This window comes from Streptomyces sp. NPDC088910 (assembly GCF_044749865.1).
Classification (GTDB): Bacteria; Actinomycetota; Actinomycetes; order Streptomycetales; family Streptomycetaceae; genus Actinacidiphila.
This window is the reverse complement of the sequence record NZ_JBIVIV010000012.1, coordinates 199,712-224,317: the sequence shown is the minus strand read 5'-3', so window position 1 is coordinate 224,317 and position 24,606 is coordinate 199,712. Positions and strand designations below refer to the sequence as shown.

Annotated in this window: 21 protein-coding genes; 9 read left to right on the top strand and 12 right to left on the bottom strand. The window is 70.8% G+C overall.

Features of this window, described 5'->3' with window-relative positions:
• Positions 1-80: 80 nt before the first annotated feature.
• Together ACIP4Z_RS26355 and ACIP4Z_RS26350 are read right to left on the bottom strand one after the other, a co-directional pair.
• Positions 81-431, bottom strand: coding sequence for a nucleotide pyrophosphohydrolase (locus ACIP4Z_RS26355; RefSeq protein WP_401312091.1), 351 nt, complete (start codon positions 429-431; stop codon positions 81-83).
• A complete protein-coding gene (locus tag ACIP4Z_RS26350; protein WP_355338550.1) occupies positions 428-1,723 on the bottom strand; it encodes an ATP-binding protein in 1,296 nt (431 codons plus the stop codon). The genes ACIP4Z_RS26355 and ACIP4Z_RS26350 overlap by 4 nt, the downstream gene beginning before the upstream one ends.
• A 158-nt stretch (positions 1,724-1,881) precedes the next feature.
• On the opposite strand from ACIP4Z_RS26350, the gene ACIP4Z_RS26345 reads away from it, so the two are divergent.
• The gene (locus ACIP4Z_RS26345; protein ID WP_401312088.1) at positions 1,882-2,511 is read left to right on the top strand and encodes a DUF1697 domain-containing protein; all 630 of its coding nucleotides are present in this window, start codon (positions 1,882-1,884) and stop codon (positions 2,509-2,511) included.
• A 9-nt stretch (positions 2,512-2,520) separates the two neighbouring features.
• A complete protein-coding gene (locus ACIP4Z_RS26340; RefSeq protein WP_401312085.1) occupies positions 2,521-3,339 on the top strand; it encodes a DUF2785 domain-containing protein in 819 nt (272 codons plus the stop codon).
• Here ACIP4Z_RS26340 and ACIP4Z_RS26335 read toward each other — a convergent pair.
• The 4 genes from ACIP4Z_RS26335 to ACIP4Z_RS26320 form a co-directional block, all read right to left on the bottom strand.
• The gene (locus tag ACIP4Z_RS26335) at positions 3,324-4,418 is read right to left on the bottom strand and encodes a mannonate dehydratase (protein ID WP_401312082.1); all 1,095 of its coding nucleotides are present in this window, start codon (positions 4,416-4,418) and stop codon (positions 3,324-3,326) included. The two genes, ACIP4Z_RS26340 and ACIP4Z_RS26335, sit on opposite strands and share 16 nt — an antisense overlap.
• Positions 4,415-5,266: a fumarylacetoacetate hydrolase family protein gene (locus tag ACIP4Z_RS26330; RefSeq protein WP_401312079.1), complete on the bottom strand. Its 852-nt coding sequence runs from the start codon at positions 5,264-5,266 to the stop codon at positions 4,415-4,417. Before ACIP4Z_RS26330 ends, ACIP4Z_RS26335 begins: the two co-directional genes overlap by 4 nt.
• A gap of 26 nt (positions 5,267-5,292) precedes the next feature.
• Positions 5,293-6,027, bottom strand: a complete 735-nt coding sequence (locus ACIP4Z_RS26325; protein WP_401312076.1) for an SDR family NAD(P)-dependent oxidoreductase — start codon at positions 6,025-6,027, stop codon at positions 5,293-5,295.
• Positions 6,028-6,196: 169 nt separating this feature from the next.
• Entirely contained in the window at positions 6,197-6,937 is a 741-nt protein-coding gene (locus tag ACIP4Z_RS26320; protein ID WP_401312073.1) for a GntR family transcriptional regulator, read from the bottom strand.
• 183 nt (positions 6,938-7,120) lie between these two features.
• Here ACIP4Z_RS26320 and ACIP4Z_RS26315 point away from each other — a divergent pair, with 183 nt between their 5' ends.
• From ACIP4Z_RS26315 to ACIP4Z_RS26295, 5 genes are all read left to right on the top strand, one after another.
• On the top strand, positions 7,121-8,425 hold the full coding sequence (locus tag ACIP4Z_RS26315) for an extracellular solute-binding protein (RefSeq protein ID WP_401312070.1): 1,305 nt from the start codon (positions 7,121-7,123) through the stop codon (positions 8,423-8,425).
• A 170-nt stretch (positions 8,426-8,595) separates the two neighbouring features.
• Positions 8,596-9,489, top strand: a complete 894-nt coding sequence (locus ACIP4Z_RS26310; protein WP_355338527.1) for a sugar ABC transporter permease — start codon at positions 8,596-8,598, stop codon at positions 9,487-9,489.
• Positions 9,489-10,415, top strand: a complete 927-nt coding sequence (locus ACIP4Z_RS26305) for a carbohydrate ABC transporter permease (RefSeq protein ID WP_355338524.1) — start codon at positions 9,489-9,491, stop codon at positions 10,413-10,415. Before ACIP4Z_RS26310 ends, ACIP4Z_RS26305 begins: the two co-directional genes overlap by 1 nt.
• A 52-nt stretch (positions 10,416-10,467) precedes the next feature.
• On the top strand, positions 10,468-13,236 hold the full coding sequence (locus ACIP4Z_RS26300; protein WP_391048868.1) for a fibronectin type III domain-containing protein: 2,769 nt from the start codon (positions 10,468-10,470) through the stop codon (positions 13,234-13,236).
• A gap of 148 nt (positions 13,237-13,384) precedes the next feature.
• Entirely contained in the window at positions 13,385-14,101 is a 717-nt protein-coding gene (locus tag ACIP4Z_RS26295; protein ID WP_391048870.1) for an FCD domain-containing protein, read from the top strand.
• Between the two features lie 181 nt (positions 14,102-14,282).
• On the opposite strand, the gene ACIP4Z_RS26290 is transcribed toward ACIP4Z_RS26295, so the two are convergent.
• Complete coding sequence (locus tag ACIP4Z_RS26290) at positions 14,283-15,647, bottom strand: class I SAM-dependent RNA methyltransferase (RefSeq protein ID WP_401312064.1); 1,365 nt, start codon at positions 15,645-15,647, stop codon at positions 14,283-14,285.
• 168 nt (positions 15,648-15,815) lie between these two features.
• Entirely contained in the window at positions 15,816-17,879 is a 2,064-nt protein-coding gene (locus ACIP4Z_RS26285; RefSeq protein ID WP_355338512.1) for an APC family permease, read from the bottom strand.
• A gap of 245 nt (positions 17,880-18,124) precedes the next feature.
• Between ACIP4Z_RS26285 and ACIP4Z_RS26280 the strand changes: the two genes are divergently transcribed.
• Positions 18,125-18,790 (top strand): TrkA family potassium uptake protein, encoded by a 666-nt coding sequence (locus tag ACIP4Z_RS26280; protein WP_355338509.1) that lies wholly within the window; start codon positions 18,125-18,127, stop codon positions 18,788-18,790.
• Positions 18,790-19,473 (top strand): TrkA family potassium uptake protein, encoded by a 684-nt coding sequence (locus tag ACIP4Z_RS26275; RefSeq protein ID WP_355338506.1) that lies wholly within the window; start codon positions 18,790-18,792, stop codon positions 19,471-19,473. Before ACIP4Z_RS26280 ends, ACIP4Z_RS26275 begins: the two co-directional genes overlap by 1 nt.
• A 91-nt stretch (positions 19,474-19,564) precedes the next feature.
• Here the strand turns inward: ACIP4Z_RS26275 and ACIP4Z_RS26270 are convergent, their stop codons facing one another.
• The 4 genes from ACIP4Z_RS26270 to ACIP4Z_RS26255 all read right to left on the bottom strand — a co-directional run bounded on the left by ACIP4Z_RS26270 (position 19,565) and on the right by ACIP4Z_RS26255 (position 24,244).
• Complete coding sequence (locus tag ACIP4Z_RS26270; protein ID WP_401312252.1) at positions 19,565-20,326, bottom strand: DUF3159 domain-containing protein; 762 nt, start codon at positions 20,324-20,326, stop codon at positions 19,565-19,567.
• Between the two features lie 114 nt (positions 20,327-20,440).
• Complete coding sequence (locus ACIP4Z_RS26265) at positions 20,441-20,839, bottom strand: OB-fold nucleic acid binding domain-containing protein (RefSeq protein ID WP_188282613.1); 399 nt, start codon at positions 20,837-20,839, stop codon at positions 20,441-20,443.
• 118 nt (positions 20,840-20,957) lie between these two features.
• Positions 20,958-21,641, bottom strand: a complete 684-nt coding sequence (locus ACIP4Z_RS26260) for a response regulator (RefSeq protein WP_188282663.1) — start codon at positions 21,639-21,641, stop codon at positions 20,958-20,960.
• 56 nt (positions 21,642-21,697) lie between these two features.
• Complete coding sequence (locus ACIP4Z_RS26255; RefSeq protein ID WP_355338503.1) at positions 21,698-24,244, bottom strand: sensor histidine kinase KdpD; 2,547 nt, start codon at positions 24,242-24,244, stop codon at positions 21,698-21,700.
• Between the last annotated feature and the right edge of the window lie 362 nt (positions 24,245-24,606).

Here is a 24,606-nt window from a genome sequence, read left to right as displayed (position 1 = left end):
CTCAGAGTGACAGAGTTTCGCGGGTGCGGAAAGGCCCCTCGGGAGATCTGTGGACAACTCCGCGCCTGTGGAAAACCTCGTCACCCGGACGAGGGATCGGCCCGCGGGAACCGCAGCTCGTTGCGGTCGATCTTCGCCGCCAGCGTGGCCAGCACATCGATGCCGAGCACTTCGCAGAATTGCAGCAGATACGCCAGCACGTCCGCGACCTCGTCGCGGACCCGGTGCGCGGTCCCGTCGTCCGCCATCACCTCCGCCGCCTGTTCCGGGGTGAGCCACTGGAAGATCTCCAGCAGCTCCGCGGCCTCGACGCTCAGCGCGGCGGCGAGGTTCTTGGGCGTGTGGAACGGCTGCCAGTTCCGGGCCGCGGCGAAGGAGGCGAGGCGGCGCTGGAGCGCCGCGAGATCGGGTGCGTCGGTTTCTTCGGTCACCCCGACTGGTCTACCGCATCCTCGCGGCGGCGTGGCCTCGGGACCCCGAGCGCGGTGACCGAGACACCGCCGATCCCCTCCGCGAAGCTCGCGTCCTGGACGGTGCCCAGCAGCCGGATGTGCCCGCGTTCCGCGGCCGGGCCCGCCAGCCGCAGCAGTTCGCTCAGTTGACGACGGTCCAGGCCGTGGTCGAGGCCGTCGCCCAGCACGGTCAGCACCTGACTGGCGGGCAGCAGCTCCGTACTCGTGTCGACGTCCAGCACTCCGGGGCCGGTGAGCAGCACCAACGCCAGCGCGAGGAAGCGGAGTTCGCCGTCGCCGAGGCGGTCCACCGGGACCAGGCCGAGCGGGCCTCGGTCCACCGCGGCGATCACGGCGTCCACCGCACGCGCCGTTTCCGCCACCGACCCGCCGCCCGCGCGGGCGCCCTCCGCCGTACCGGCACCGGTACGCGGACCGGCGCACGTACGCCCGCCTGCGCCCGTGCTCGCGGCGGCGCCCGCAGCCAGCGCCGTGATCCCCTCCACCGGCGGACTGCACACCGCGCGCACCGCGTTGACCAGCGCCGCGTGCCGGGTGCCGCACTCGCCTTCCGTCCTGGCCAGGACGGCGGACAGATTGTCGCAGGAGGCGCGCAGCCGTCCGTCGCCGACCGGGACGGGGCCGCGCATCAGCTCGGGGCGCGGTGCGATCGGGAAGACCCCGCGCAGCGCCACGACGACCTGTTCCGCGGCGGCCAGCACCAGGCGCTGCCCGTCGGTGCGTCCGGCGACGCGCAGCGGCAACAGGGCCGTGGCGAGGCGGTCGTCGGGCAGCGGCGCGCGGGTGACGGCGACCAGGCCCGCGGTGTGCCAGGCGGCCTGCACCGTGGGGCGTTCCGGGTCGCGCAGCGCCGTCGTCAGCAGCGTCTCGCCCGCGCCGGTCAGCCGCTCGCCGACGATCCGCAGCGTGGGCTCCGCCTGGACGGCGACGTCGAGCCGCACGGGACCCACCGGGCCGGTGACCGTGCAGCCGATCCGGAAGCCGCGCCGTCCCTGCGGGTCGGGCTGCGCGTCCTGCGGTACGCACGCCGCCGCGCCACCGCGCACCACGGACTCGAAGACCTCGTCGAGCCCGTCCCCGCAGGCCAGCCGACCGAGCGCGGCCAGCGCCTCCAGCACGCTCGACTTGCCGGTGCCGCTGCCCCCGCAGAGCAGGGTGAGCGGCCCGAGTCCGAACGACGCGCCCCGGTGCGATTTGAAGGCCGACAGCCGCAGTTCGGTGACGACGGGCCTGTCATGGATGCTGGTCATATGCGCGAACGTAACCAGGCCCCGGCCTGCCGAACCGTTCCAGCGACCGTACCGTCCTCCGAACGAGGGACATCGCGCATGATTCGCGCGACGCCGCGCTTGCCCCGGCACCACCCGGAATCGACCGATTGTCAGTGCCGGCCGCTAGCGTGGCGATCGTGACGACCAAGGCCACCGGCGCCGAAACCAACACCAGGACCAGCACCCGCACTAGTAAGAGCACGACCCCGGATACGGATACGGACACGGATACCCGCTACGTCGCGCTGCTGCGCGGAATCAACGTCGGCGGCAAGAACAAGCTGCCCATGCGGACCCTCAGGGACCTGCTGGCCTCCATCGGCGCCGCCGACATCCGCACCCACCTCCAGAGCGGCAACGCCGTCTTCACCCACGCGCAGGCCGATCCGGGGCGGCTGGCGGCGGATTTGGAGCAGCGGATCAGCGACGAATTGGGGCTGACCGTCGCCTGCCTGATCCGTACCGGCGCGGACCTCCGGCGGGTCGTGGACGCCAACCCGTTCCCGATGGACGGGGTGAATCCGTCGCGCTTCATGGTGACGTTCCTGTCGGGGCCCGTCCCCCTCGACAAGCTGGCGGCGATCGACGCGGCGGCGTACGCGCCGGACGAATTCCGTCCCGGGCAGAGCGAGATCTACGGCCACTTCCCCGGCGGTGTGCACAATTCCAAACTGGCCGCCCAGTTCTCCGACCGCCGCCTCGGCCTGACGGCGTCCACCCGCAACTGGAACACGGTCACCAAACTGGTGGCGATGAGCGAGGAATAGCCTGATGCCATGAACGCCGATCGTGTCGACTGGACGTCGGTCGCGGCCGACGGATTCCCCTTCCCCGAGGGCGTCCCCGCGCCGCGGCTCGCCGCCGAGCTGTCCGTCATGCTGACGTCCCCGGACCCCGGGACACGCGACGACCACGCCTATACCGGCGCCGCCCGCTGGATCAGGGAGGGGCGTCTCGACGCCGTCCTCGAAACGCTCGGGGACGACGCGGCCGGCCGTCTCACCCACCCGGAGGTTCAGGCCAGGGCCTTCGCACCGCTGATCATCTGCTCCGTGCTGACGCGGGGCGACGCCGTGCCCGGGCTCGTGCCGCGAGAGGCGGCGGAGCGCTGGTACGCGCGGTTCTCGGCCTGGTATCCGGCCGAGCGCGACACCCGCGGCTGGGACGACGCGCTGGGCTGGCTGCACGCCGTGGCACACGGCGCCGACGCCGCCGCGGCGTTCGCGAAGGCCCTGCCGGAGCGCCGCACCGGCCTGCTGGAGCTGTGCGCCCGCAGGATGACGGTCGAGCAGACCGACTACCGCTACGCGCAGTTGGAGGACGCGCGGCTGGCCCGCGCGCTCACCCGTGTCCTCCAGGCCCCCGGACTGACCGTCGAGGAGGCCACCGACTGGCTGACCGTCGTTCACAAGGCCCTGGAGGGCGGCGGACCCGGCGCGGTCCCGGTCTGGGCGTTCAACACCTTCGCCACCCTCCAGTCGCTCCATCTGCACCTGATACGCGGCATCGCCGACGAGGGCGTCCCGCCGCACGCGCGGGAGGTCGCCGCACGCGTCGCCGACCTCCTGCGCCTGCCGTACTACTGGCTGGCCTGAGGCTGCCGGCCGACCGTCGCCGAGCGGCCGGCCCGCGGGCGGGCCTCCGGCTGGTCGAGCCCGAGGCCGTTGAGGACGCCTTGCAGGTAGCCGATCGCGTGGGCCCGGCCGCGGCTGCAGTACGCCTCGGAGGAGATGTCGCCCCAGGTGTCGAGGTCGCCGATCATCGCCGGGACGTGGTCGTCGATGAGGAACCCGTCGAATCCGGAGTCCTCAAGACGGCGGATGACCCGCGCCGGGTTGAAGTTGCCCTCGCCGAGGAAGCACTCGCTGAAGCGGGGCACGGTGCCGCGGACGTCCCGGAAGTGGACGTAGAAGATGGACGGCCCCAGCAGGTCGATGACCTCGTTGACGCTCTCCTCGCCCGCCATCTCCGACACCGTGCCCAGGCAGAGGTTCAGGCCCCAGGACGGGCTGCCGCCCGCCTGGTCGCGGGCCCGTCCGATGGCGGCGGGCGAGGTGAAGATCCGGGCGATGCCGCCCAACGGCACGTCGACGGGCGGGTCGTCGGGGTGCAGGGCCAGCCGTACGCCGACCTCCTCGGCGACGGGCAGGACGGCGTCGAGGAAGTACTGGTGGTTGGCCCACATCCGGTCGGCGGTGGCCGGCTCGTCGACGGGGTGGTCGGGGGTGAGCCGGTATCCGGCGAGCGCGTTGCCGCGGAAGACGTCCGCCAGGTCGAAGGCGCTGACCTTGGCGCCGCCGCGGCCCGCCGCCGCCATGTCCGTGCGCCAGACGTACGTGGCGAGGAAGTTGTAGCCGAGCAGGTCGATGCCCACGGCGGCGAGGTTGCGGATGGTTCTGAGGTAGTTCTCGATCTGCTCGTCGCGGCCCGGCAGTCCGCGCTGGATCTTCCAGAAGTGCGCGAGCGGTACGTTCTCCAGGCCGTCGATCGCGAGGCCGTCGGCCTCGCAACGGTCCTTGAGGGCCCGCAGTTCGGACTCGCTCCAGAAGCCGTCCTCGCCGGGCAGCAGGTCGGGGGTGTGGAGCTGGACGCCGGTGAGGCCGAGTTGGCGCGCGAAGGTCGCCACCCGCGCGTCGTAGGTGTCGATGTGTCCGAGCGAGAGTCGTATGGTCATGCCCGGCCGACCCGCTGCCGCTGACGGCCCAGCCCGTCGATCTCCAACTCCATGGTGTCGCCCTCCTTGAGGTAGGGGAAGCGGCCCGACAGCGCGACGCCTTCGGGCGTGCCGGTGTTGATGACGTCGCCCGGTTCGAGGACGGTGAACTGGCTCAGCTCGTGGATCAGCGTGGCGACGTCGAAGATCATGTCCTTGGTGCCGGACGCCTGGCGGGGTTCGCCGTTGACCCAGGAGCGCAGGCCGAGGGCCTGGGGGGACGTGATCTCGTCCGGGGTGACCAGCCAGGGACCCAGCGGGTTGAACGTCTCGCAGCTCTTGCCCTTCGACCACTGGCCGCCGCTGGTCTCCAGTTGCAGGGCCCGCTCGGACACGTCGTTGGAGATCGTGTAACCCGCCACGTGGGCCAGGGCGTCGGCGGGCGAGTCGAGGTAGCGGGCCCGGCGTCCGATGACGATCGCGAGCTCGACCTCCCAGTCCGTCTTGGCGGAGCCGCGCGGCAGCAGGACGTCGTCGTCCGGTCCCACGACGCAGTGCGGTGACTTGTAGAACACGACCGGCGCCTGGGGCGGTGCGGCGCCCGATTCCGCCGCGTGCGCCGCGTAGTTCATGCCGACGCAGAGCACGACGCCGGGGCGGGCGACGGGCGGGCCGACGCGCTGCCCGGTGACGTCGACGGCCGGCAGGCCGCCCGCCTCGATCGCGTCGCGCAGCCGGTCGGGTCCGTCGCCCGCGAGGAAGGCGCCGTCGATGTCGTCGGTGAGCGCGGACAGGTCGAGGTGGCGGCCGTCGGGAAGCAGGGCGACGGGCCGTTCGGCCCCGGGTGGGCCGACACGCATGAGCTTCACGGTGATCCGTTCGGTGGTAGGGATGGTCAGCCGGCGAGCAGCCCGCCGTCGATGACCAGCTCGGTGCCGGTGATGAACGCGGCGGCGTCGGAGGCGAGGTAGAGGGCGGCGGCGGCGACCTCGGCCGGGGTGCCGAGGCGGCCCATCGGCTGCCGGGCGACGAGTTGGGCGCGGGCCTGCCCGGGGTCGTCGGCCGCGGCGAGCAGGCGGCCCACCCACGGGGAGTCGACGGTGCCGGGGCAGACGGAGTTGCAGCGCACGCCGGTGCCCGCGTACTGCACGGCGACCTGGCGGCTGTAGGCGATCACGGCGCCTTTGCTGGCGCAGTACGCGGCGCGGTCCTTCAGTCCGACGAGTCCGGCGGCGGAGGCGGTGTTGACGATGGCGCCGTCGCCCTGGGCGAGCATGTGCGGCAGGGCGAGTTTGGTGCCGAGGAACACCCCGCGGGTGTTGACCGCGAAGGTCGCGTCCCACTCCTCGACGCTGCACGCCAGGGTGTCGGTGCTGGAGGCCAGGCCCGCGTTGTTGCAGAGCACGTGCAGCGCGCCGGTCTCCGACACCGCCCGGGAGACGGCCGCGGCGAAGGAGTCGGGGTCGGTGACGTCGACGGTGAGCGGGACGCCGCCGTCGGGCACGTCGGCGGGGTCGAGGTCCGCCGCGTAGACGGTCGCCCCCTCCGCCACGAACTGGCGCGTCATCTCGCGGCCGATGCCGGAACCGGCGCCTGTGACGAGAACCGTCCGTCCGGCGAACCTGTTCACGTGGGGTTGTCCTTTCGTCGCGGTGATTCGGTGCACCTGGCGGTCATGCGCGGTCGTGCGCGGTCGTGCACGTTATGGGGCGGTCGTACGACGCTGCCCCGCCCGGTCGTACGACGCTGCCGCGCGTGGTCATACGCCCCCGCGCCCGGTCGTACGCCGCCGCGCGCGGTCACGCCGTGAAGTAGTGCGGATACTGCGCGCGCAGCCCTGGCACGCGTTCGAGCGCGCGTCTGGCGTGACGGCTGATCAGGGCGCGCCCGCCCGCGATGTCGCGGGACTCCAACGCGTCGACGATCAGCCGGTGTTCGTCGATCAGGTCACGCATCGTGGCGGTGTCGGGTTGGGCGAGCCGGCGCACTCTGTCGAGTTGCAGCTTCATCCGCTGGACGACCTGCCAGGCGCCGGGGTGGCCGCTGAGGGTGAAGATCGCACTGTGCAGGGCCTCGTCGGCCTGGAAGAACGTGTCGTAGTCGGCGGTGCGGTAGGCGTGCTCCTGCTGTTCGAGCAAGTCGCGGAGGATGCCGACGTCCAGTCCCGGATTGCCGCAGGCCGCCTCGAAGGCCGAGACCTCCAGGCTCTCGCGGACGAAGCGCGCTTCCTCGACGTCGCGTAGCCGGATCAGCCCGACCTGCGTGCCGACCTGCGGCACGACGTGGACGAGGCCGGTGTCGGCGAGCCGGGCGATGGCCTCCCGGACGGGCGTACGGCTGACGTGCAGCCGTTCCGCGATGTCCGTCTCCGACAGGGAGGAGCCGGGGGCGAGCCGCAGTCTGCGGATCGCGGAGACCAACTCGTCGTAGACGTGGTCGGAGGCGCGGTTCCGCGTGCGGTCCCGGGTGATCGGCGACAGCCCTCCGGCGGGGCCGGGGGGTGCCTGCTCCTGGATGCGTGCTGGTCGGGGAGGATTCACGTCCGAATCCTTGCATGCCAGTATTCTTGTATGCAAGTATCCCGGTCGCCTGCCCGGTGTCGTCCGCGGCGGTATGTCCGCTCCCCCATCGCCCCCTCATCGCCCCCGCCAACGCCCCCCATCACCACGGCACGAAGACACGAACCGCGCTGTACAGCAGCAAACCGAGAGGTCGCCATGATCATGCGCAGGGCAAGACTCACCACCGCCGCGGTCCTCGCCGCGCTCAGCCTCGCGCTGACCGGATGCGGCGGCGGCAACGGCAGCGGCAGCGGCAGCGCCAAGGCGGACACCGGCGGCCCGGCGGACATCACTTTCTGGGGCTGGGCCGCGGGCTACGAGAAGTCCGTCGCGCTCTGGAACAAGACGCACCCCGACGTCCACGTGAAGTACGAGGCCATCACCAACGGCGGCGCCGGCGGCTACGACAAGATGCTCACCGCCGCCAAGGCGGGCAAGGCGCCCTGTCTGGCCCAGGTCGGGTACGAGACGTTCTCCAGCTTCCTCGCGGCGGGCGTGCTCCAGGACGTCAGCACGTACGTCAAGGACGGCAGGAGCGAGTTCCCCGACTGGGTGTGGGGCAACGTCGGCGTCGACGGCAAGGCGTACGGCGTACCGGTGGACACCGCGCCGATGGCGATGTTCTACCGGGCCGACCTGTTCAAGAAGGCGCACATCGCGCTGCCCAGGACCTGGGACGAGTTCACGGCCGCCGCCGCCGCGGTGAAGGCCGCGGACCCGGCGTCGCGGATCATGAACCTGCCCACCGACCCCTACCTCTACGCCGGGTTCGCGTGGCAGGGCGGCGCCCCCTGGTTCGGGGTGAAGAACGACGCGTGGTCCGTGTCGTTCGACAGCGCCGCCAACCGCAAGGTCGGCGACTACTGGCAGGGCCTGTACGACAAGGGGCTGCTCGCCTCGTACCCCGCCTTCGACGCGGCGCTGTACTCCGCGTGGAGCAAGGGGACGGTCTGGGCCGAGGTCGGTCCCGTCTGGTCGGCGTCCCTGATCCGGGACAACGCCTCGGGCTCCGCGGGCAAGTGGGCCGTCGCGCCGATGCCCCGATGGGCCGGTACGGACACGGTCGGGAACTCCGGCGGATCGGCCACGGCCGTGATGAAGGACTGCTCGCACCCGAAGGAGGCGACCGAATTCGCCACCTGGATGTCGACGGACAAGGAGTCGGTGTCGAACCTCATCGCCTCCGCGGCCATCCTGCCCGCGTCCAAGTCCGGGCTCACCAACCCCGCGCTGGACGCCCCGCAGAGCTACTACGGCGGCCAGCCCGTCTACCAGTTGTTCCGCACCGAGTCGGCCAAGGTCAACTCCGGCTGGATGTGGGGGCCGATCATGTCGATCTCGGCCACGACGCTCGGTGACGGCCTCGGCAAGGTGCACACGAAGAAGGCCACGTACGAGAACGCGCTCGGCAACGCCCAGAAGGACACGCTCAAGGCGCTGAAGTCCCAGGGCTTCTCGGTCAATTAGCCGGGGCCAGGAAGAAGGGCCGCGCGGGGGCCGCGAATCCGCCGCCCCCGCCGCCGCCCTGCCCCTGCCCTGCCCTCGCCCCCGCCCCCGACTCGCCCTCGCCCTCGCCCTCGCCCCGACAAGTCCCCCAGCACCCACGTTCCTTCAGAGAGAAGGTGACCGTGTCCTCCGTGACGACTCAACGGCGCCGACTACGCGAGCTCCGCCGGGCCGCGCCGTTCGTCCTGCCCTTCCTCCTGCTCTTCGTCGTCGTCTACCTGATCCCCACCGCGTACTCACTGGAGCAGAGCCTGTTCTCGGTGAAGCGCTCCGGCCTCGGGCTCGGCGGCTCGAAGACCGTCTTCGCGGGCTTCGACAACTACGTCGAGGTGTTCCACGACGCGGACTTCCTCGCCTCGCTGGGACGGGTGGCGTTCATCGGCGTGATCCAGGTGCCGGTGATGCTCGGCATCGCGCTCGTACTCGCCCTTCTCCTGGACTCCGCGGCGATCAAGGGCGGCCGGTTCTTCCGGCTCGCCTACTTCGTCCCGTACGGGCTGCCCGGTGTGATCGCGGGACTGGTCTGGTCGTTCCTGTACGCGCCGTCGCTGAGCCCGATCACCCGCGCGCTCGACTCGATCGGCGTCCACGCCAGCTTCGTCACCGACGCCGCGCTCCCGTTCTCGATCGCGAACATCCTCACCTGGGCGTGGACCGGCTACAACACGATCCTGCTGTACGCGGCGCTCCAGGCGATCCCCGAGGAGACCATGGAGGCCGCCGCGATGGACGGCTGCACGGGGTGGCGGGCCGCGTGGCTGATCAAGGTCCCGCAGATCCGCCCCGCCCTGCTGATGACCCTGGTCTTCTCGATCATCGGCACGTTCCAGCTCTACAACGAGCCCGCGACCATGAAGTCCGTGGCGCCGAACCTGTCCTCCACCTACACGCCGATCATGGCCACGCTGCGGTCGGTCTCCTCCAACAACTTCAACTACGCGGCCACGCAGTCGGTGGTGCTCGGTGCGCTGATCTGTGTGCTCTCCGTCGCCGTCTTCCGCGCGTCGGCCAAGAGGACCGACTGATGACCGCCACCGTGGAATCACCCGCGCCCGCCACGCCGGCTCCCCCGAAGCCGCGACCGGGGCCCAAGCGCGCCTCGGGAAGCCCGCTGACGACCGTGAACCCGGCCTCGCGGATGTTCGTGCTGGCCGTCATGGGCCTGTTCGCCCTCTACTTCCTGCTCCCGGTGTGGTGGCTGATCGTCTCCGCCACCAAGGGCAGCGGGGAGCTCTTCTCCGGCAACGGCTTCTGGTTCGGCGCGCACTTCGCCCTCTGGGACAACGTCCAGACGCTGTTCGAGGCCCAAGGCGGCATCTACTCCCGCTGGTTGCTGAACTCGCTGCTGTACGCGGTCGGCGGCGGCGTCGTCTCCACGCTGCTGGCCACGATGTGCGGTTACGCGCTGGCGAAGTTCCCCTTCCCCGGTCGTGAGGCGGTCTTCGGCACGGTGCTCGCCGCCGTCCTGCTGCCCGCCCCCGTACTCGCCGTCCCGCTGTATCTGCTCTTCAGCCACACCGGCGTGATCAACACCTTCTGGTCGGTGTTCATCCCCAGCATCGTCAGCCCCTTCGGCGTGTATCTGAGCCGGATCTACGCCGCGTCGTCGATCCCGGACGCGCTGATCGAGGCCGGACGGATCGACGGGGCGGGCGAGTTCCGCATCTTCGTGATGGGGATGCGGATCATGGCGCCCGCGATGGTGACGATCTTCCTGTTCCAGTTCGTCGCGATCTGGACGAACTTCCTGCTCCCCTCGCTCATGCTCGCCGACAGATCGCTCCAGCCCGTGACCGTGGGGCTCGTCGGCTGGCGTGAGATGCAGGGCTATCCGATCGGTTACGCGACCGTCGTCACGGGCGCGCTGCTATCGGTCGTGCCCGTCGTCGCCATGTTCGTGTCCTTGCAGTCCTTCTGGAGCAAGGGCCTGGTCGCGGGGTCGGTCAAGTAACCGGTCGGTTCAACGGTCGGCAAGTCAACCAGTGCCAACGAAAGGATGATCAATGAGAGTCCTGTACGGAGCCATGGCGTCCGCGTGCGTCATCGTGCTCCTCGCGGCACCGTCCCAAGGTGCCGTCGCCGCCGACGACCCACAGGTCAACCTGCTCGCAGCGGACATGGACACCACGATGGACAGCGGCACCAGTCCGCTGACCATGTCCACCGCCTCGGGCGGGGGCAGCCAGCAGATCGTGAGCGTCGGCGGGAACAACGCGCTCGAACTGCGCGACGCCTCCCAGGGGACCAACCTCGCCAGCTACTTCTACCACCGGTTCTCCACCGGCTCGCTGGTGAGCCGCGTCAACGCCGTCTACGGGGCGCCGGTCGGCAGCCCGGCCGAGCAGTTCGTGCTGAAGTTCGACCTCAAGCGCGCCGCGGCCAGCAGCAAGCCCGTCGCCAAGGACATCTACGCGGAGATCCAGTTCGGCAACGCCGACAACGTCCTGGTGCCGCGGTTCGCCGTACCGGCCGTGAGCCTGACCGGCACCGCCGCGTACAAGAGCACGTCGGGCGCCCTGGCGACGGTCGACGACAGCGACATCCCCGAGTACCGCTTCACCGTGGTGCCCAACGGCGGCCAGCGGCTCGTGACGACCGTCGAACTCGGCTTCCAGGTACGCGTCGACACCGGCGGCACCGACGAGGCGATCGACGTCGACAACGTCGGTGTGTACGACGCCGGCGCGGTGTCCGACAGCGCGCCGCCCACCACGCCGACGTCCCTGCACGCCGGGACGGCCTCCTCGGACAGCGTCCCGCTGCTGTGGAACGCCTCGACCGACGACACCGGGGTCAGCGGCTACGACATCTACCGCGACGGCTACCTGGCCTCCTCGGTCAGCGGCTCCAGCACCTCCGCGGTCGTCACCGGCCTGATGCCGAGCACGGGTTACGACTTCGCGGTGCGCGCGAAGGACGCGTTCGGCCACGTCAGCGCGCTGAGCGCCCCCGTGCACGTCACGACCGCCACGTACGTACCCGCGGCTCCCGCCCCGTTCCCCGGCACCCAGCAGACCCGGACGCAGTGGCTGTGGGACCGGACGAAGGCCATGAAGGAGGAGGACGGCCCCATCAACGTGGCGCAGTACACCGCGCAGGTGGTGGACCACCAGAACGTGGCGGCCAACCTCGGCAAGCTGGACAAGCTCTACCAGGGCTACGACTACGAGCAGTACAAGATCATGGCGAAGATGTACACGTACCTGATGGCGGGTGACCAGTTCAGCCCCGCGATGCTCCAGGACGTGCGCGCGTACTTCGCCAAGTACGGCTACCAGAAGCTCCCGCAGACCGAGAACCTGCGGATGAGCACGTACGTCACCGGCTATCTGGTCGGGCAGTACTTCCCGGACGTGGCCGACCTCAACGGCAGCTCCGGGGCGGCGCTCAAGGCGAGCAGCAAGGCCAACATCGAGGAGATGGTCAAGGCCGGGGTGCGGCGCGGCTGGGCCGAGTACGAGAGCCCCGAGTACACGATCATGACGTATGTCGGTCTGAACGCGATCTACCAGTGGTCCGACGACCAGCAGTTGCGCTCCGAGGTCAAGATGGCCATGGACGTCATGTGGTTCGAGTGGGCGAACGACTGGGACAACGGCTACCTGATCTCGTCGGAGAGCCGCGCCAAGGGCGACCTGGCCTCCGCCAACGACCCGACCTGGCGGTCCGCGGACCACACGACCCTCGCCTGGACGTACTTCGGGGAGCACCGGGCGCAGCAGGGCGTGGGCGAGTCGGACAACACCGCGCCGTCTGCGTACCGGCCCGACCTGGAGTACGTGGGCATGCTGGCCTGGTCCGGCACGTCCTACACGCCGCCGCCGCTCGCGGTGAAGATCGGTCAGATGACCGACAAGTCGTACAGCGCGTACAAGTCGAATCTGCAGAACTCCAGCGGCAACGCGATGGACGTCTACCGCACCAGCTATGTGCGGCCCACCTGGGGACTGGCCACCGAGACGCAGTACCGCAGGGTCGACAACTGGATCGAGGACATGCCGATGGTGCTGCGCTGGCAGTCCAACGCGGCGAATCCGCTGTTCCGGATCTCGCTCGACCAGGGCACCGCGCAGATCGGGTCGTACGACCAGCCCGACAACCACCGGGTGATGCAGGACGGTCCGACGGCGCTGGGCATCTACAAGTCGTCGGGTGACCAGACGTCGAACTACATCAACGCGATGTTCCCCGACAACGGTTCGATCGTGGAGCGCAAGCAGGTGGACGGCTGGACGGTCGTCAGCACCGGCCCGATGTACTTCGCGTTCAAGCTGGCGAAGCCCGGCACCTGGTACCACCAGACGCCCAACGACCCGTCGAACAAGGTGAAGACGACGACGCAGATCCACCCGACCGCGACGCTCGGCTACACCTACGACATCCTGCGCAGCCAGGCCGACACCAACGCGTGGGTGCTGGAGACGGCCGACGCCTCCGCGTACGCCGACCTCGACGCCTTCGCGACGGCGCTGACCACGCAGACCGCCCTGGACACCAGCCACGTGAACGACGCCACCCCGCGCGTCGTCTACCACAGCCTGGCCGGGGACGACCTCGACCTCACCTACGACAAGGCGTCCCAGGCGCCCGGCGCGACCCGCCTGGTCAACGGCCAGGCGATCGGTTACGACAGCTTCAAGCTGTTCGACACGCCGTGGCTCCAGCAGGACAAGCTCGGCTCGACGTTCACCGCGACCGTCGGCGACGAGTCGGTCGCGTACGACTTCGACCAGTGGACGGTGACGCCCGGCACACAGAGCGCGAAGCGCTGACCGCCGCGTCGCATCGATGAGACACACGGCCGGCCGGGTCGCGGGACCCGGCCGGCCGCGGTGTGCGCGGGACCCGCTGCCCGACGGACGAATCCCGATATCCTGACGAGGAGTTTGGCCCGAAAATCTTGCGAGGGTGGAACGATCGTTGAACAGCCCCCCAGCGGAAGCGCGCGGCGGCGGCTCCCCGCTGCGTCCGGTCGTCCGCGGTCGCGCCCGCACCTCCGACCGCGTCTACGAAGAGCTGGTCTCGGCGATCAGGACGTTGCGCATCGCGCCCGGCGCCTCGCTGTCCGAGACCGACCTGTCGGCCAGGCTCCAGGTGAGCAGGACCCCGGTGCGCGAGGCCATCGCCCGCCTGGTGGACAACGGACTGGTGACCGTCATCCCCCAAGTCGGCACCACCGTGGCGAAGATCAGCCTGCGCGACGTCGAGGAAGCGCGGTTCGTCCGCGAAAGCCTGGAGATCTCCGCCTTCGCCGTCGCGTGCGCCGCTCCGGACCGCCGCCTGGGCGTATGCCGCGCCCTGCTGGCGGAACAGGTCCGCTGCGAGGCGGAACAGGACCTCGCCGGATTCTTCGACGCCGACGAGGCCCTGCACGAGCAGATCTTCGTGATCAGCGGCTACCACGGCGTCTGGACCGTCATGCAGCCGATGAAGCTCCAGCTCGACCGGCTGCGCCGCCTCAGCCTCCCCGACCCCGACACCGTCCGCGCCCTGGTCGCCGAGCACACGGCCATCGTCGACGCCCTCGAAGCCGCCGACGTCACCGGCGGCCGTCGCCTGCTCAGCGACCACGTGAGCCGCGTCCGCCGCTACGGCGTCGCCCTGCGCGAGCAGTACCCCGACTACTTCACGGACTGACTGTCGGAGCAGGAGGGAGCCCTCGTTCCTCGTTGCTGCTGTGCATCGTCCAGGGGACCGGGCAGGGGCCCTCGTGGTCCGGGTCGGGGCAGAGCGCTTCGGACAGCCGGTCCATCAGCCGCTCGTGTTCGGCGGCCGTGGCGACTAGGGCGAGCCGGACGCCCCGCGCGTCATTCCGGCGTCAGGCGTCCTTCTTCTCCGGCTTCTCCGGCTTCTCCGGCTTCTCCGGCTTCTCCGGCACGAGGATCGCGACGCACTCCACGTGGTGGGTGACCGGGAAGAGGTCGAAGGCCCGCAGGGTGGTGGGGCGGTAGCCGGCTTCGGCGAAGTAGGAGAGGTCGCGGGCGAGGGCGGCGGGGTCGCAGGCCACGTAGGCGATGCGGCGGGCGCCGAGGGCGGCGAGCCGGCGGACGGTCTGCTTGCCCGCGCCCGCGCGCGGCGGGTCGAGGACGATGAGGTCGGCCTCGTCGATCCGCGTCTTGGGCAGGACCTGCTCGACCTTGCCGTGCTCGATGCGGACGCGGTCGAAGTCCTGGAGATTGTGCCGGGCGTCCTCGACGGCGCGCTTGCCCGACTCGATGCCGAGGACGGCGCCCTGGTCGCCGACGCGTTCGGCCAGCGCGCCCGCGAAGAGGCCGACCCCGCAGTAGAGGTCGAGCGCCATGTCGCCCTTGCGCGGCATCAGGCCCTGCATGACGGCCTCCACCAGCAGGTCGGCGGCCTTCGGGTGGACCTGCCAGAAGCCGCCGTCGCCGACGCGCCAGGTGCGGCCCGCGGCGCGCTCACGGACGAAGGGGCGGCCGTGGACGCGGTGCACGGCGTGGTCGCGTTCGCCGATCCGCTGCACCGACACCGGCTGGTCCAGCTCGACGATCGGCAGCCGCCCGCCGGGGCGCGGGGTGAGGATCACCTGACGGTCGTTCGAACCGGTGGCGGCGATGGCCTCGACGGTGGCGATCTGCGGCCACGTACGGTCCTCGACGCCGAGGTCGCTGACGCCGGGGGCGGCGATCAGGCAGTGGTCGACCACCTCGACCTCGTGGGAGCGGTGCTTGCGCAGTCCGGCGCGGCCCTCGGCGTCCACCGCGTACTGCACGCGGGTCCGCCACGCGGGCACCTCGCCCTTGGCGACCTTGTCGCCGGGGGCGGGCATCACGGTGCCGTCCCAGCCGGCCTGCTCCGGGGTGAGCCCGGCGAGCCGTTCGAGCTGTTCCGCGACGACCGTCGCCTTGAGGCGGCGCTGCGCGCCCGGCGCCGCGTGCTGCCAGTCGCACCCGCCGCAGCGGCCGGGCCCGGAGAAGGGGCACGGCGGCTCGACCCGGTCCTTGGACGCGGTCAGCACCTTCACGGCGTCGGCCCGGATGAACCGCGCGCCCTCCTCGCCCTCCGTGACCCGCGCGACGACCCGCTCGCCGGGCAGCGCGTGCCGGACGAAGAGCACCTGCCCGGCGTCGGTGCGCGCGACGCAGTGGCCGCCGTGCGCCACCTGGCCGACCTCGACCTCGTACTCCTGGCCGACCAGTGACGGTGCGGATTCGGTCTGCATGGGGGCGGTGCTCCTGAGCTTCAAGGTGGGGTGCGCGGGGACGGGCCCCGCGCGTGCCGGGGTGTCCGAGGGGACAAGCCCTCCAGTCTACGTGCCCGCGCCCGGCCGGAATCCCGGTCCCGGCCCGCGGCCCCGGTCCCGGCCGGGACCGGGGCCGCGGGCCGGGCGTCACTTCTGGCGTCCGCCGTTGCCGGTGTGCTCCCTGTCGCGGCGCGGCGGACCGACCGGACCGCGGCGGATCGCACCGGGCGCGTTCCAGTCCGCGCGGCGCCTGGCACGCGCCTTGGCGACCTCGGAGGACTCCAGTTGCCAGGGCACCGAGGTGACCATCACACCGGGGGTGAACAGCAGCCGCCCCTTGAGCCGCAGCGCGCTCTGGTTGTGCAGCACGTGCTCGTACCAGTGGCCGACCACGTACTCCGGGATGTAGATGCTGACCACATCGCGCGGACTGCTGCGGCGCAGGCCCCGTACGTACTCGATGATCGGCCGGGTGATCTCGCGGTACGGCGAGTCGAGGACCTTCAGCGGTACGTCGATGCCGCGGCGCTGCCATTCGGTCTGGAGCGCCTTGGTGTCGTCGGGGTCGACGTTGATGCTGAGCGCCTCCAGGGTGTCGGAGCGCATCAGCTTGGCGTAGGACAGCGCCCGCAGGGTGGGCTTGTGCAGCTTGGAGACCAGCACGATGGAGTGCACGCGCGACGGGCGCACGTAGTCGTCGCCCGGCTCGTCCTCGGCGGCGATCTCGTCCGCGACCCGCGTGTAATGGCCGCGGATCGCGGTCATCAGCGCGTAGAAGGCGATCATGCCGAGCACCGCGACCCAGGCGCCGTGGGTGAACTTCGTCAGCAGCACGATGACGAGCACCAGGCCGGTGAGGAAGGCGCCGAAGGTGTTGATGGCGCGGGAGCGGTGCATGTGGCGGCGCTTGGCCGGGTCGGTCTCGGTGCGCAGGTGCCGGTTCCAGTGCCGGACCATGCCGGTCTGGCTGAGCGTGAAGGAGACGAAGACGCCGACGATGTAGAGCTGGATCAGCCGGGTGGAGTCCGCGCCGTAGATGTAGACGAGGACGGCGGCGAAGCCCGCGAGCAGCACGATGCCGTTGGAGAAGGCGAGCCGGTCGCCGCGGGTGTGGAGCTGGCGCGGCAGGTAGCGGTCCTGGGCGAGGATCGAGCCGAGGACCGGGAAGCCGTTGTACGCGGTGTTCGCCGCGAGGAAGAGCACGAGCGCGGTGACGGCGGCCAGGAAGATGAACGGGATCGAATTGTGGCCGAAGACCGCCTCGGCGACCTGCGCGATCACCGGGTCCTGCGTATAGCCGGAGCCGACCGGGACGCCGTTGTTCAGCAGGTCGGTCGCCGGGTTGGAGGCCATGTGCACCTTGGTGTTCATGGCCAGCGCGATGATGCCGCAGAACATGGTGACGGCCAGCAGGCCCATCGCGGCGAGCGTGGTCGCGGCGTTCTTGGACTTGGGCTTCTTGAACGCCGGGACGCCGTTGCTGATCGCCTCGACGCCGGTGAGCGCGGCGCAGCCGGAGGAGAAGGCACGGAGCAGCAGGAAGATCAGCGCGAAGCCGCCGATGCCCGAGGTCTCGGCGTGGATGGTGTAGTGCGCGGTGGGCGCCTGCATGTCGTGTCCGGTGGCGATCTTGAAGGTGCCCCAGGCGATCATGCAGAAGACGCCGACGACGAACGCGTACGTCGGGATGGCGAAGATGCTCCCGGACTCGCGCACCCCGCGAAGGTTCATGACCATCAGCAGGAAGATCATGCCGACCGCGCCGAGCACCTTGTGGTCGGCGAAGAAGGGGACGGCGGAACCGAGGTTCTCGATTCCGGAGGCGACGGAGACGGCGACGGTCAGGACGTAGTCGACGAGCAGCGCGCTGGCGACGGTGAGTCCGGCCTTGGGCCCCAGGTTGGTGGTGGCGACCTCGTAGTCGCCGCCGCCGGAGGGGTAGGCGTGGACGTTCTGCCGGTAGGAGGCCACCACTGTGAACATGAGCACGACGACCGCGACGGCGATCCACGGGCTGAAGTGGTAGGCCGAGGCCCCCGCGATGGACAGGACGAGCAGGACCTCGCCCGGCGCGTACGCGACGGAGGACAACGGGTCGGAGGCGAAGACGGGTAGCGCGAGCCGCTTGGGGAGGAGCGTTTCCCCCAGCTTGTCGCTGCGTAGCGCCCGGCCGATCAGGATCCGTTTCGGCAGGTCGGTCAGTTTGGACACCCCGCGATGTTAAGGGATCGTCAATACGGGCGCTCCCCCCACTGCCCTAAGGACTGTGGGGGACTTGGTGACGGGCGGGGTACGGCTTCGGTGGGGAAGTTGTGCGTCCGGTCGGCGCAACCTTCTCGCCCGCCGCACGCGTGTGTAGCTTTGGCCGCGGTCTGAGACGCTTGTGCTGACCAACAGTGCTCCGCGGGGCTCCACAAGGGCCCGGCCACAAACGTTTGACAGCCGGAAGGACGGTCGTGCACGTCGTGATTATGGGATGCGGGCGAGTGGGCTCCACTCTCGCGCACTCCCTCGAACAGCAAGGTCATACGGTCGCGGTGATCGACCAGGACCCGACGGCCTTCCGCCGCCTGGGCTCCGGGTTCGGCGGGCGCCGGGTGACCGGAGTCGGGTTCGACCAGGACACGCTGCGCGAAGCCGGAATCGAGGAGGCGGGAGCCTTCGCGGCGGTCAGCAGCGGCGACAACTCCAACATCATCGCGGCCCGGGTGGCCCGTGAGATGTTCGGCATCGAGAACGTGGCGGCCCGGATCTACGACCCGCGCCGTGCCGAGGTGTACCAGCGCCTGGGCATCCCCACCGTGGCCACCGTGCGGTGGACGTCCGACCAGATGATGCGGCGGCTGCTGCCGTCCGGTGCCGAGCCGCTGTGGCGCGACCCGAGCGGCGGCGTACAGCTCGCCGAGGTGCACACGTCGGTCGCGTGGATCGGGCACAAGATCAGCACACTCCAGGAGGAGACCGGCGTCCGTGTGGCGTTCCTCACCAGGCTGGGCGAGGCGATGGTGCCGACGTCCCAGACCGTCCTCCAGGAGGGCGACCTGGTGCACGTGATGATGCGGACCGACGGGGTCGCCGAGGTCGAGGCGGCATTCGCCAAGGGTCCCGAGGAGGCGCGCTGATGAGGGTCGCCATTGCCGGGGCGGGGGCCGTCGGCCGGTCCATCGCCGGCGAGCTGCTGGAGAACGGGCACGAGGTGCTGCTCGTCGACAAGAACCCCACCTCCATCTCCGTGGAGCGGGTCCCGCAGGCGGAGTGGCTGCTGGCCGACGCCTGCGAGATCACCTCGCTGGACGAGGCCGCGCTCCAGCGCTGCAACGTGGTCATCGCCGCCACCGGTGACGACAAGGTCAATCTGGTGGTCTCGCTGCTGGCGAAGACCGAGTACGGGGTCCCCCGGGTGGTCGCCCGGGTCAACAACCCCAAGAACGAATGGCTGTTCAACGAGTCGTGGGGCGTGGACGTCGCCGTCTCCACCCCGCGGCTGATGTCGGCGCTGGTCGAGGAGGCCGTGAGCGTCGGCGATCTCGTACGGCTGCTGCGCTTCAGTCAGGGCGACGCGAATCTGGTGGAGCTGACGCTGCCGGAGGAGGCCGCGCTGGTCGGCACCAGGGTCGGCGACGTGGAGTGGCCGCAGGACACCTCGCTGGTCACGATCATCCGCGGCAACCGGGTGCTGACGCCGTCCAAGGACGACGCGTTGGAGGCCGGTGACGAGCTGCTGTTCGTGGCCGCGCCGCACCGGGAGGAGCAGTTGGAGGATCTGCTGTCGCTCCAGGGCGACGGTGGCACCGCCACGGAGTAGTCGCTCCTTGACGACCCGCGAAAAGGGGGCGGGCCCGGACCTCGGTGAGGTCCGGGCCCGCCCCCTTCCGCATGCCGTACGGACGCGCGGGTCAGGGCCTGGCGTGCTTGGCGGACTTCCCCGTCGTGCCCGTCCGCTCGGCCTGTTCCGTGCTTTCCGCCGTTCCGGTCGTTCCGGCCTTTTCGGCTTTTTCGGCCTTCTCCGCGGCCTCGGCCGCCTCCATCTCCGCGATCACGTCGATCGGCGGCGGCGCCTTCACCAGGAAGATCCAGGTCAGGTACACCGACAGCAGGAACGGCGGGATGCCGAGCGCGACCTTGACCCAGCCGAGCTGCGTCGCGTTGCCCCACCAGTACAGCGGGAAGAGGATCGCGGACTTGGCCAGCAGGATCAGGCCCCAGGCCCAGCTCGCCTTGGTGTACGCGCGCAGCCGTCCGGGATTCCGCTTCCGCCAGGACAGGTTCTCCTTGAAGATCGGCCCGAGGATCAGGCCGAGCAGCGGGAAGCCCGCGGCGGCGGAGACCAGATACGCGACGGCCAGGCCGAGCGTGTAGAGCATGCCGGGCAGATAGAAGTTCTTCGCGTTGCCCGACATCATGGCGAAGACCGCGCCGAAGGCGACGCCGAAGACCCCGCTGAAGGCGTGCTTGAGGGTGTCCTTGCGGGCCAGCCGCGCCACGCCCATCAGCACCGACAGCGCGAGGGCGGCGATGGCCGAGCTCTTGAGGTCCTTGTTGACCGTGTAGATCGCGACGAAGACCAGGCCGGGCACGGTGGTCTCCACCATGCCGCGCAGCCCGCCGAAGGCGTCGAAGAGCGCGGCCTCGGTGACCGCCCGCGACTCGTCGGTGATCCCGCCCGCGGCCTCGCCGGTGACCTCGTCGGTCCCTGTACCGTCCGTGCTCCCGCCGGGCGGCCGGGAATCCGCGCGGACCGTCTGATCCGTGTTGTCGATCGACGCCACCTGTTACTCCTGTCCGACCGGACGCAGTTCGTACTTGGGGTTGAACAGCACCGGACGACCCCGGTTCATGGAGATCCGGCCGGAGGCGATGATCCGACGGCCGGGTTCGATACCGCTGATACTGCGGCGGCCGAGCCAGACCACGTCCAGCGCGGCGGACCCGTCGAAGAGTTCCGCCTCCAGCGCGGGCACACCGGCCCGGGGACGGAGGGTGACCGTACGCAGCGTACCGGTGACGGACACTATCTGGCGGTCGGAGCAGTCGCAGATCCTCGTGCAGCCGACGGCCAGGGCGTCCTTCTGCAGCTCCTCGGAGTGCAGCTCCTCCTGCGAGGAGGACAGGCGGTCGAGCATGCGGCGGAAACGTCCCGCGGGTCGGTCCGAACGGATGGCACCACTCATATTCCCCAGGGTACCGGCCAGTCAGAGCCCGGTCATTGCCCCGAAGGGGCGGCTCCGGGAGAGCCGGGTCACTGCCGGACCGGGTCGCCACCGGACCGGGTCGCCACCGGAAGCCCGGTCACTGCTCGAAGCGGTACCCCATGCCCGGTTCGGTGATGAAGTGCCGGGGGCGGGCCGGGTCGGCCTCCAGCTTGCGGCGCAGCTGCGCCATGTAGACCCGCAGGTAGTTGCTCTCGGTGCCGTAGGCGGGCCCCCAGACCTCCTGGAGGAGCTGCTTCTGGCTGACCAGCCGGCCGGGGCTGCGTACCAGCACCTCCAGCAGGTGCCACTCGGTCGGGGTGAGGCGTACGTCCGCGCCGTCCCTGTTGACCTTCTTCGCCGCCAGGTCGACGGTGAAGGACTCGGTCTCGATGACGGCGGCGTCGTCGTCGGGTCCGGTGGGCGTGGCGCGGCGGACCGCGGCGCGCAGCCGGGCCAGCAGCTCGTCCATGCCGAACGGCTTGGTGACGTAGTCGTCGGCGCCCGCGTCCAGCGCCTCCACCTTCTCGTCGGACGCCTGCCGGGCGGACAGCACGATGATCGGCACGCGGGTCCAGCCGCGCAGGCCGCGGATCACCTCGACGCCGTCCATGTCGGGCAGCCCGAGGTCGAGGACGACCACGTCGGGATGGCGGGCGGCGGCGACCCGCAGCGCGGTGGCGCCGTCGTGCGCGGCGTCGACCTCGTAGGCGCGGGCCCGCAGATTGATGACGAGGGCGCGGACGATCTGCGGCTCGTCGTCCACCACGAGCACCCGGTACATGTGCGTCCTCTTCTGTTCGCTCTTCTGTTCGATCTTCTGTGCGCTCTTCTGTTCGGTCATGAGACGGCCGTGGCGGGCCGGTCGGGAACGCCGGGCGCTGCGGGGGCCCCGTGCGCGGCGGGCAGCGTCAGCACCATCGTGAGGCCGCCGCCGGGTGTGTCCTCGGCGACCAGTGTCCCGCCCATCGCCTCGACGAAGCCGCGCGCCACCGCGAGGCCGAGGCCGACGCCGTTGCCGCGCGGCGCGTCCCCGTACCGCTGGAACGGCTCGAAGATGTGGTCCCTGGCGCTCTCGGGGACGCCGGGGCCGCGGTCGACCACGCGCAGTTCGACGCGGTGGCCGAGCGCGCTGGCGGCGACCAGCACCTTCTCGTTCTCCGGGCTGTACTTGACGGCGTTCTCGACGACGTTGGCGACGCTGCGCTCCAGCAGGCCGGGGTCGACGGCGACCATCGGGAGCGTTTCGGGGATGTCGAGGGCGACGCTCTGCTCGGGGACGCCGCCGAGCGCCATCGGCACCACCTCGTCCAGGTCGAGTTCGCGGATCAGCGGGGAGACGGTGCCGGTCTGGAGCCGTGACATGTCCAGGAGGTTGCCCACCAGGTGGTCCAGGCGGTCGGCGCCGTCCTCGATCCCGGCCAGCAGTTCCGCCTCGTCCTCCGGCGACCAGGCGACGTCCGCGGAGCGCAGCGAGGACACCGACGCCTTGATCCCGGCGAGCGGGGTGCGCAGGTCGTGCGAGACGGCGGCCAGCAGGGCCGTACGTATCCGGTTGCCCTCGGCCAGCTCCCTGGCTTTGGCCGCCTCGTCGGTCAGCCGCTTGCGGTCCAGCACCACGGCGGCCTGCGCGGCGAACGCCGACAGCACGCGGCGGTCGGAGGCGGGCAGGACGCGGCCGGTGAGCGCGAGGGTGAGCCGGTCGTTGACGGGCACCTCCACGTCGGCGTCCTCGGGCCGTACGCAGGGGGTGCTGCCGACGCTCGCGGCGCAGTGCCAGGCCGCGTGCTCGTCGTCCCGTTCCAGCAGCACCACGGCGTCCATGCCGAAGGTCTCCCTGACCCGTTCCAGCAGCGCTTCGAGCGAGCTCTCGCCGCGCAGGACGCTGCCCGCCAGGTACGACAGGATCTCGGCCTCCGCGCGCAGCCGCGCGGCCTGCTGGGTGCGGCGGGCGGCCAGGTCCACCACGGAGGCGACGGCGGCGCCGACGACGATGAAGATCGCGATGGCGATGATGTTCTCTGGCTGGGCGATGGTGAAGGAGTGCGTCGGCGGCGTGAAGTAGTAGTTGAGCAGCAGCGAGCCGACCAGGGCCGCGGCCAGCGCGGGCAGCAGTCCGCCGATCAGGGCCGCGGCGACCGTCATGGTCAGGAAGACCAGCATCTCGGTGGCCTGGCTCATGCCGGGGTGCCAGCGGGTGAGCAGCACCGCGAGCAGTACGGGGCCCGCGACGCCGGTCAGCCAGCCCGCCACGACCCTGGAGCGGCCGAGTTTCGCGCCCCGCGCGGAGGGCAGCCCGCGGCCCTTGGCGGCGTGCTCGTGGGTGACGATGTGGACGTCGATGTCGCCGGAGTCGCGGGCCACGGTGCTGCCGACGCCCGGCCCGAACACGTACTGCCACGCCTTGCGGCGGCTCGTGCCGAGCACGATCTGGGTGGCGTCGACGCCGCGCGCGAAGTCCAGCAGCGCGTCCGGCACGTCGTCGCCGATGACGTGGTGGAAGGATCCGCCCAGGTCCTCGACCAGGGCCCGCTGGACGGCCAGTTCCTTGGCCGAGCCGGACACCAGGCCGTCGCTGCGCACGATGTGCACGGCCAGGATCTCGCTGCCCGAGCCCTTGGCGGCCATCCTGGCCGCCCGCCGCAGCAGCGTGCGGCCCTCGGGGCCGCCGGTCAGGCCGACCACGATCCGCTCCCTGGCCTGCCACGCGGCCGATATCCGGTGGTCGGCCCGGTACTGCTGGAGGTATTCGTCGACCCGGTCCGCGGTCCACAGCAGCGCCAGCTCGCGCAGCGCGGTCAGATTGCCGGGGCGGAAGTAGTTGGACAGCGCCGCGTCGACCCGGTCGGGGGCGTAGATGTTGCCGTGCGCCATCCGGCGGCGCAGCGCCTGGGGCGACATGTCGACCAGCTCTATCTGGTCGGCCCTGCGCACCACCTCGTCCGGCACCGTCTCGCGCTGCTTCACCCCGGTGATGGACTCCACCACGTCACCGAGTGACTCCAGGTGCTGGATGTTGACGTTCGAGACGACGTGGATCCCGGCCTTCAGCAGCTCCTCGACGTCCTGCCACCGCTTCGCGTTCCGCGACCCCGGCACATTGGTGTGCGCCAGCTCGTCGACCAGCACCACCTCGGGCGCCCGCTCCAGCACCGCGTCCACGTCCATCTCCGTGAACACGGTCCCCCGGTAGTCGATCTCCTTGCGCCGGATCTCCTCCAGGCCCGCCAGCATCACCTCGGTCCGCGGCCTCCTGTGGTGCTCCACGTACCCGACCACCACGTCCGTACCGCGCTCCGCACGCCGATGCGCCTCCGACAACATGGCGTAGGTCTTCCCCACACCAGGCGCCGCCCCCAGATAAATGCGCAGCTTCCCGCGTGCCATGTCTCCATCGTCCCGCTCCGCCGCCCTCTTCGCCCGGACGGCCCGGCAGGCGCACCCTCCGACTCTAGAACCGCGCAACGGGATATTCCGGGCGCGCGGCCACCCCCGGGGCGACCTTGACGGCGTCTTGACGCCCCGAGCGGGACCGGGCCGTTGCCGCGAGCGTGACCCGGAGAACGCTGCGCCGGGCGCGGACTTCGCGCCGTCGCGGCCCGTTCGCTCCCCCCGGGTCCCAAGACCGCCCGTCCCCCGGCCTGCCGGGCAAGGTTTCGGCAAGGGTTTGGCAAGCCTTCCGCCAGACGCCCCGGGCAAGCCGCTTCCTGCGGCCGGGCACCGGTCGCAGGAGAGAAGACTCACTTCGG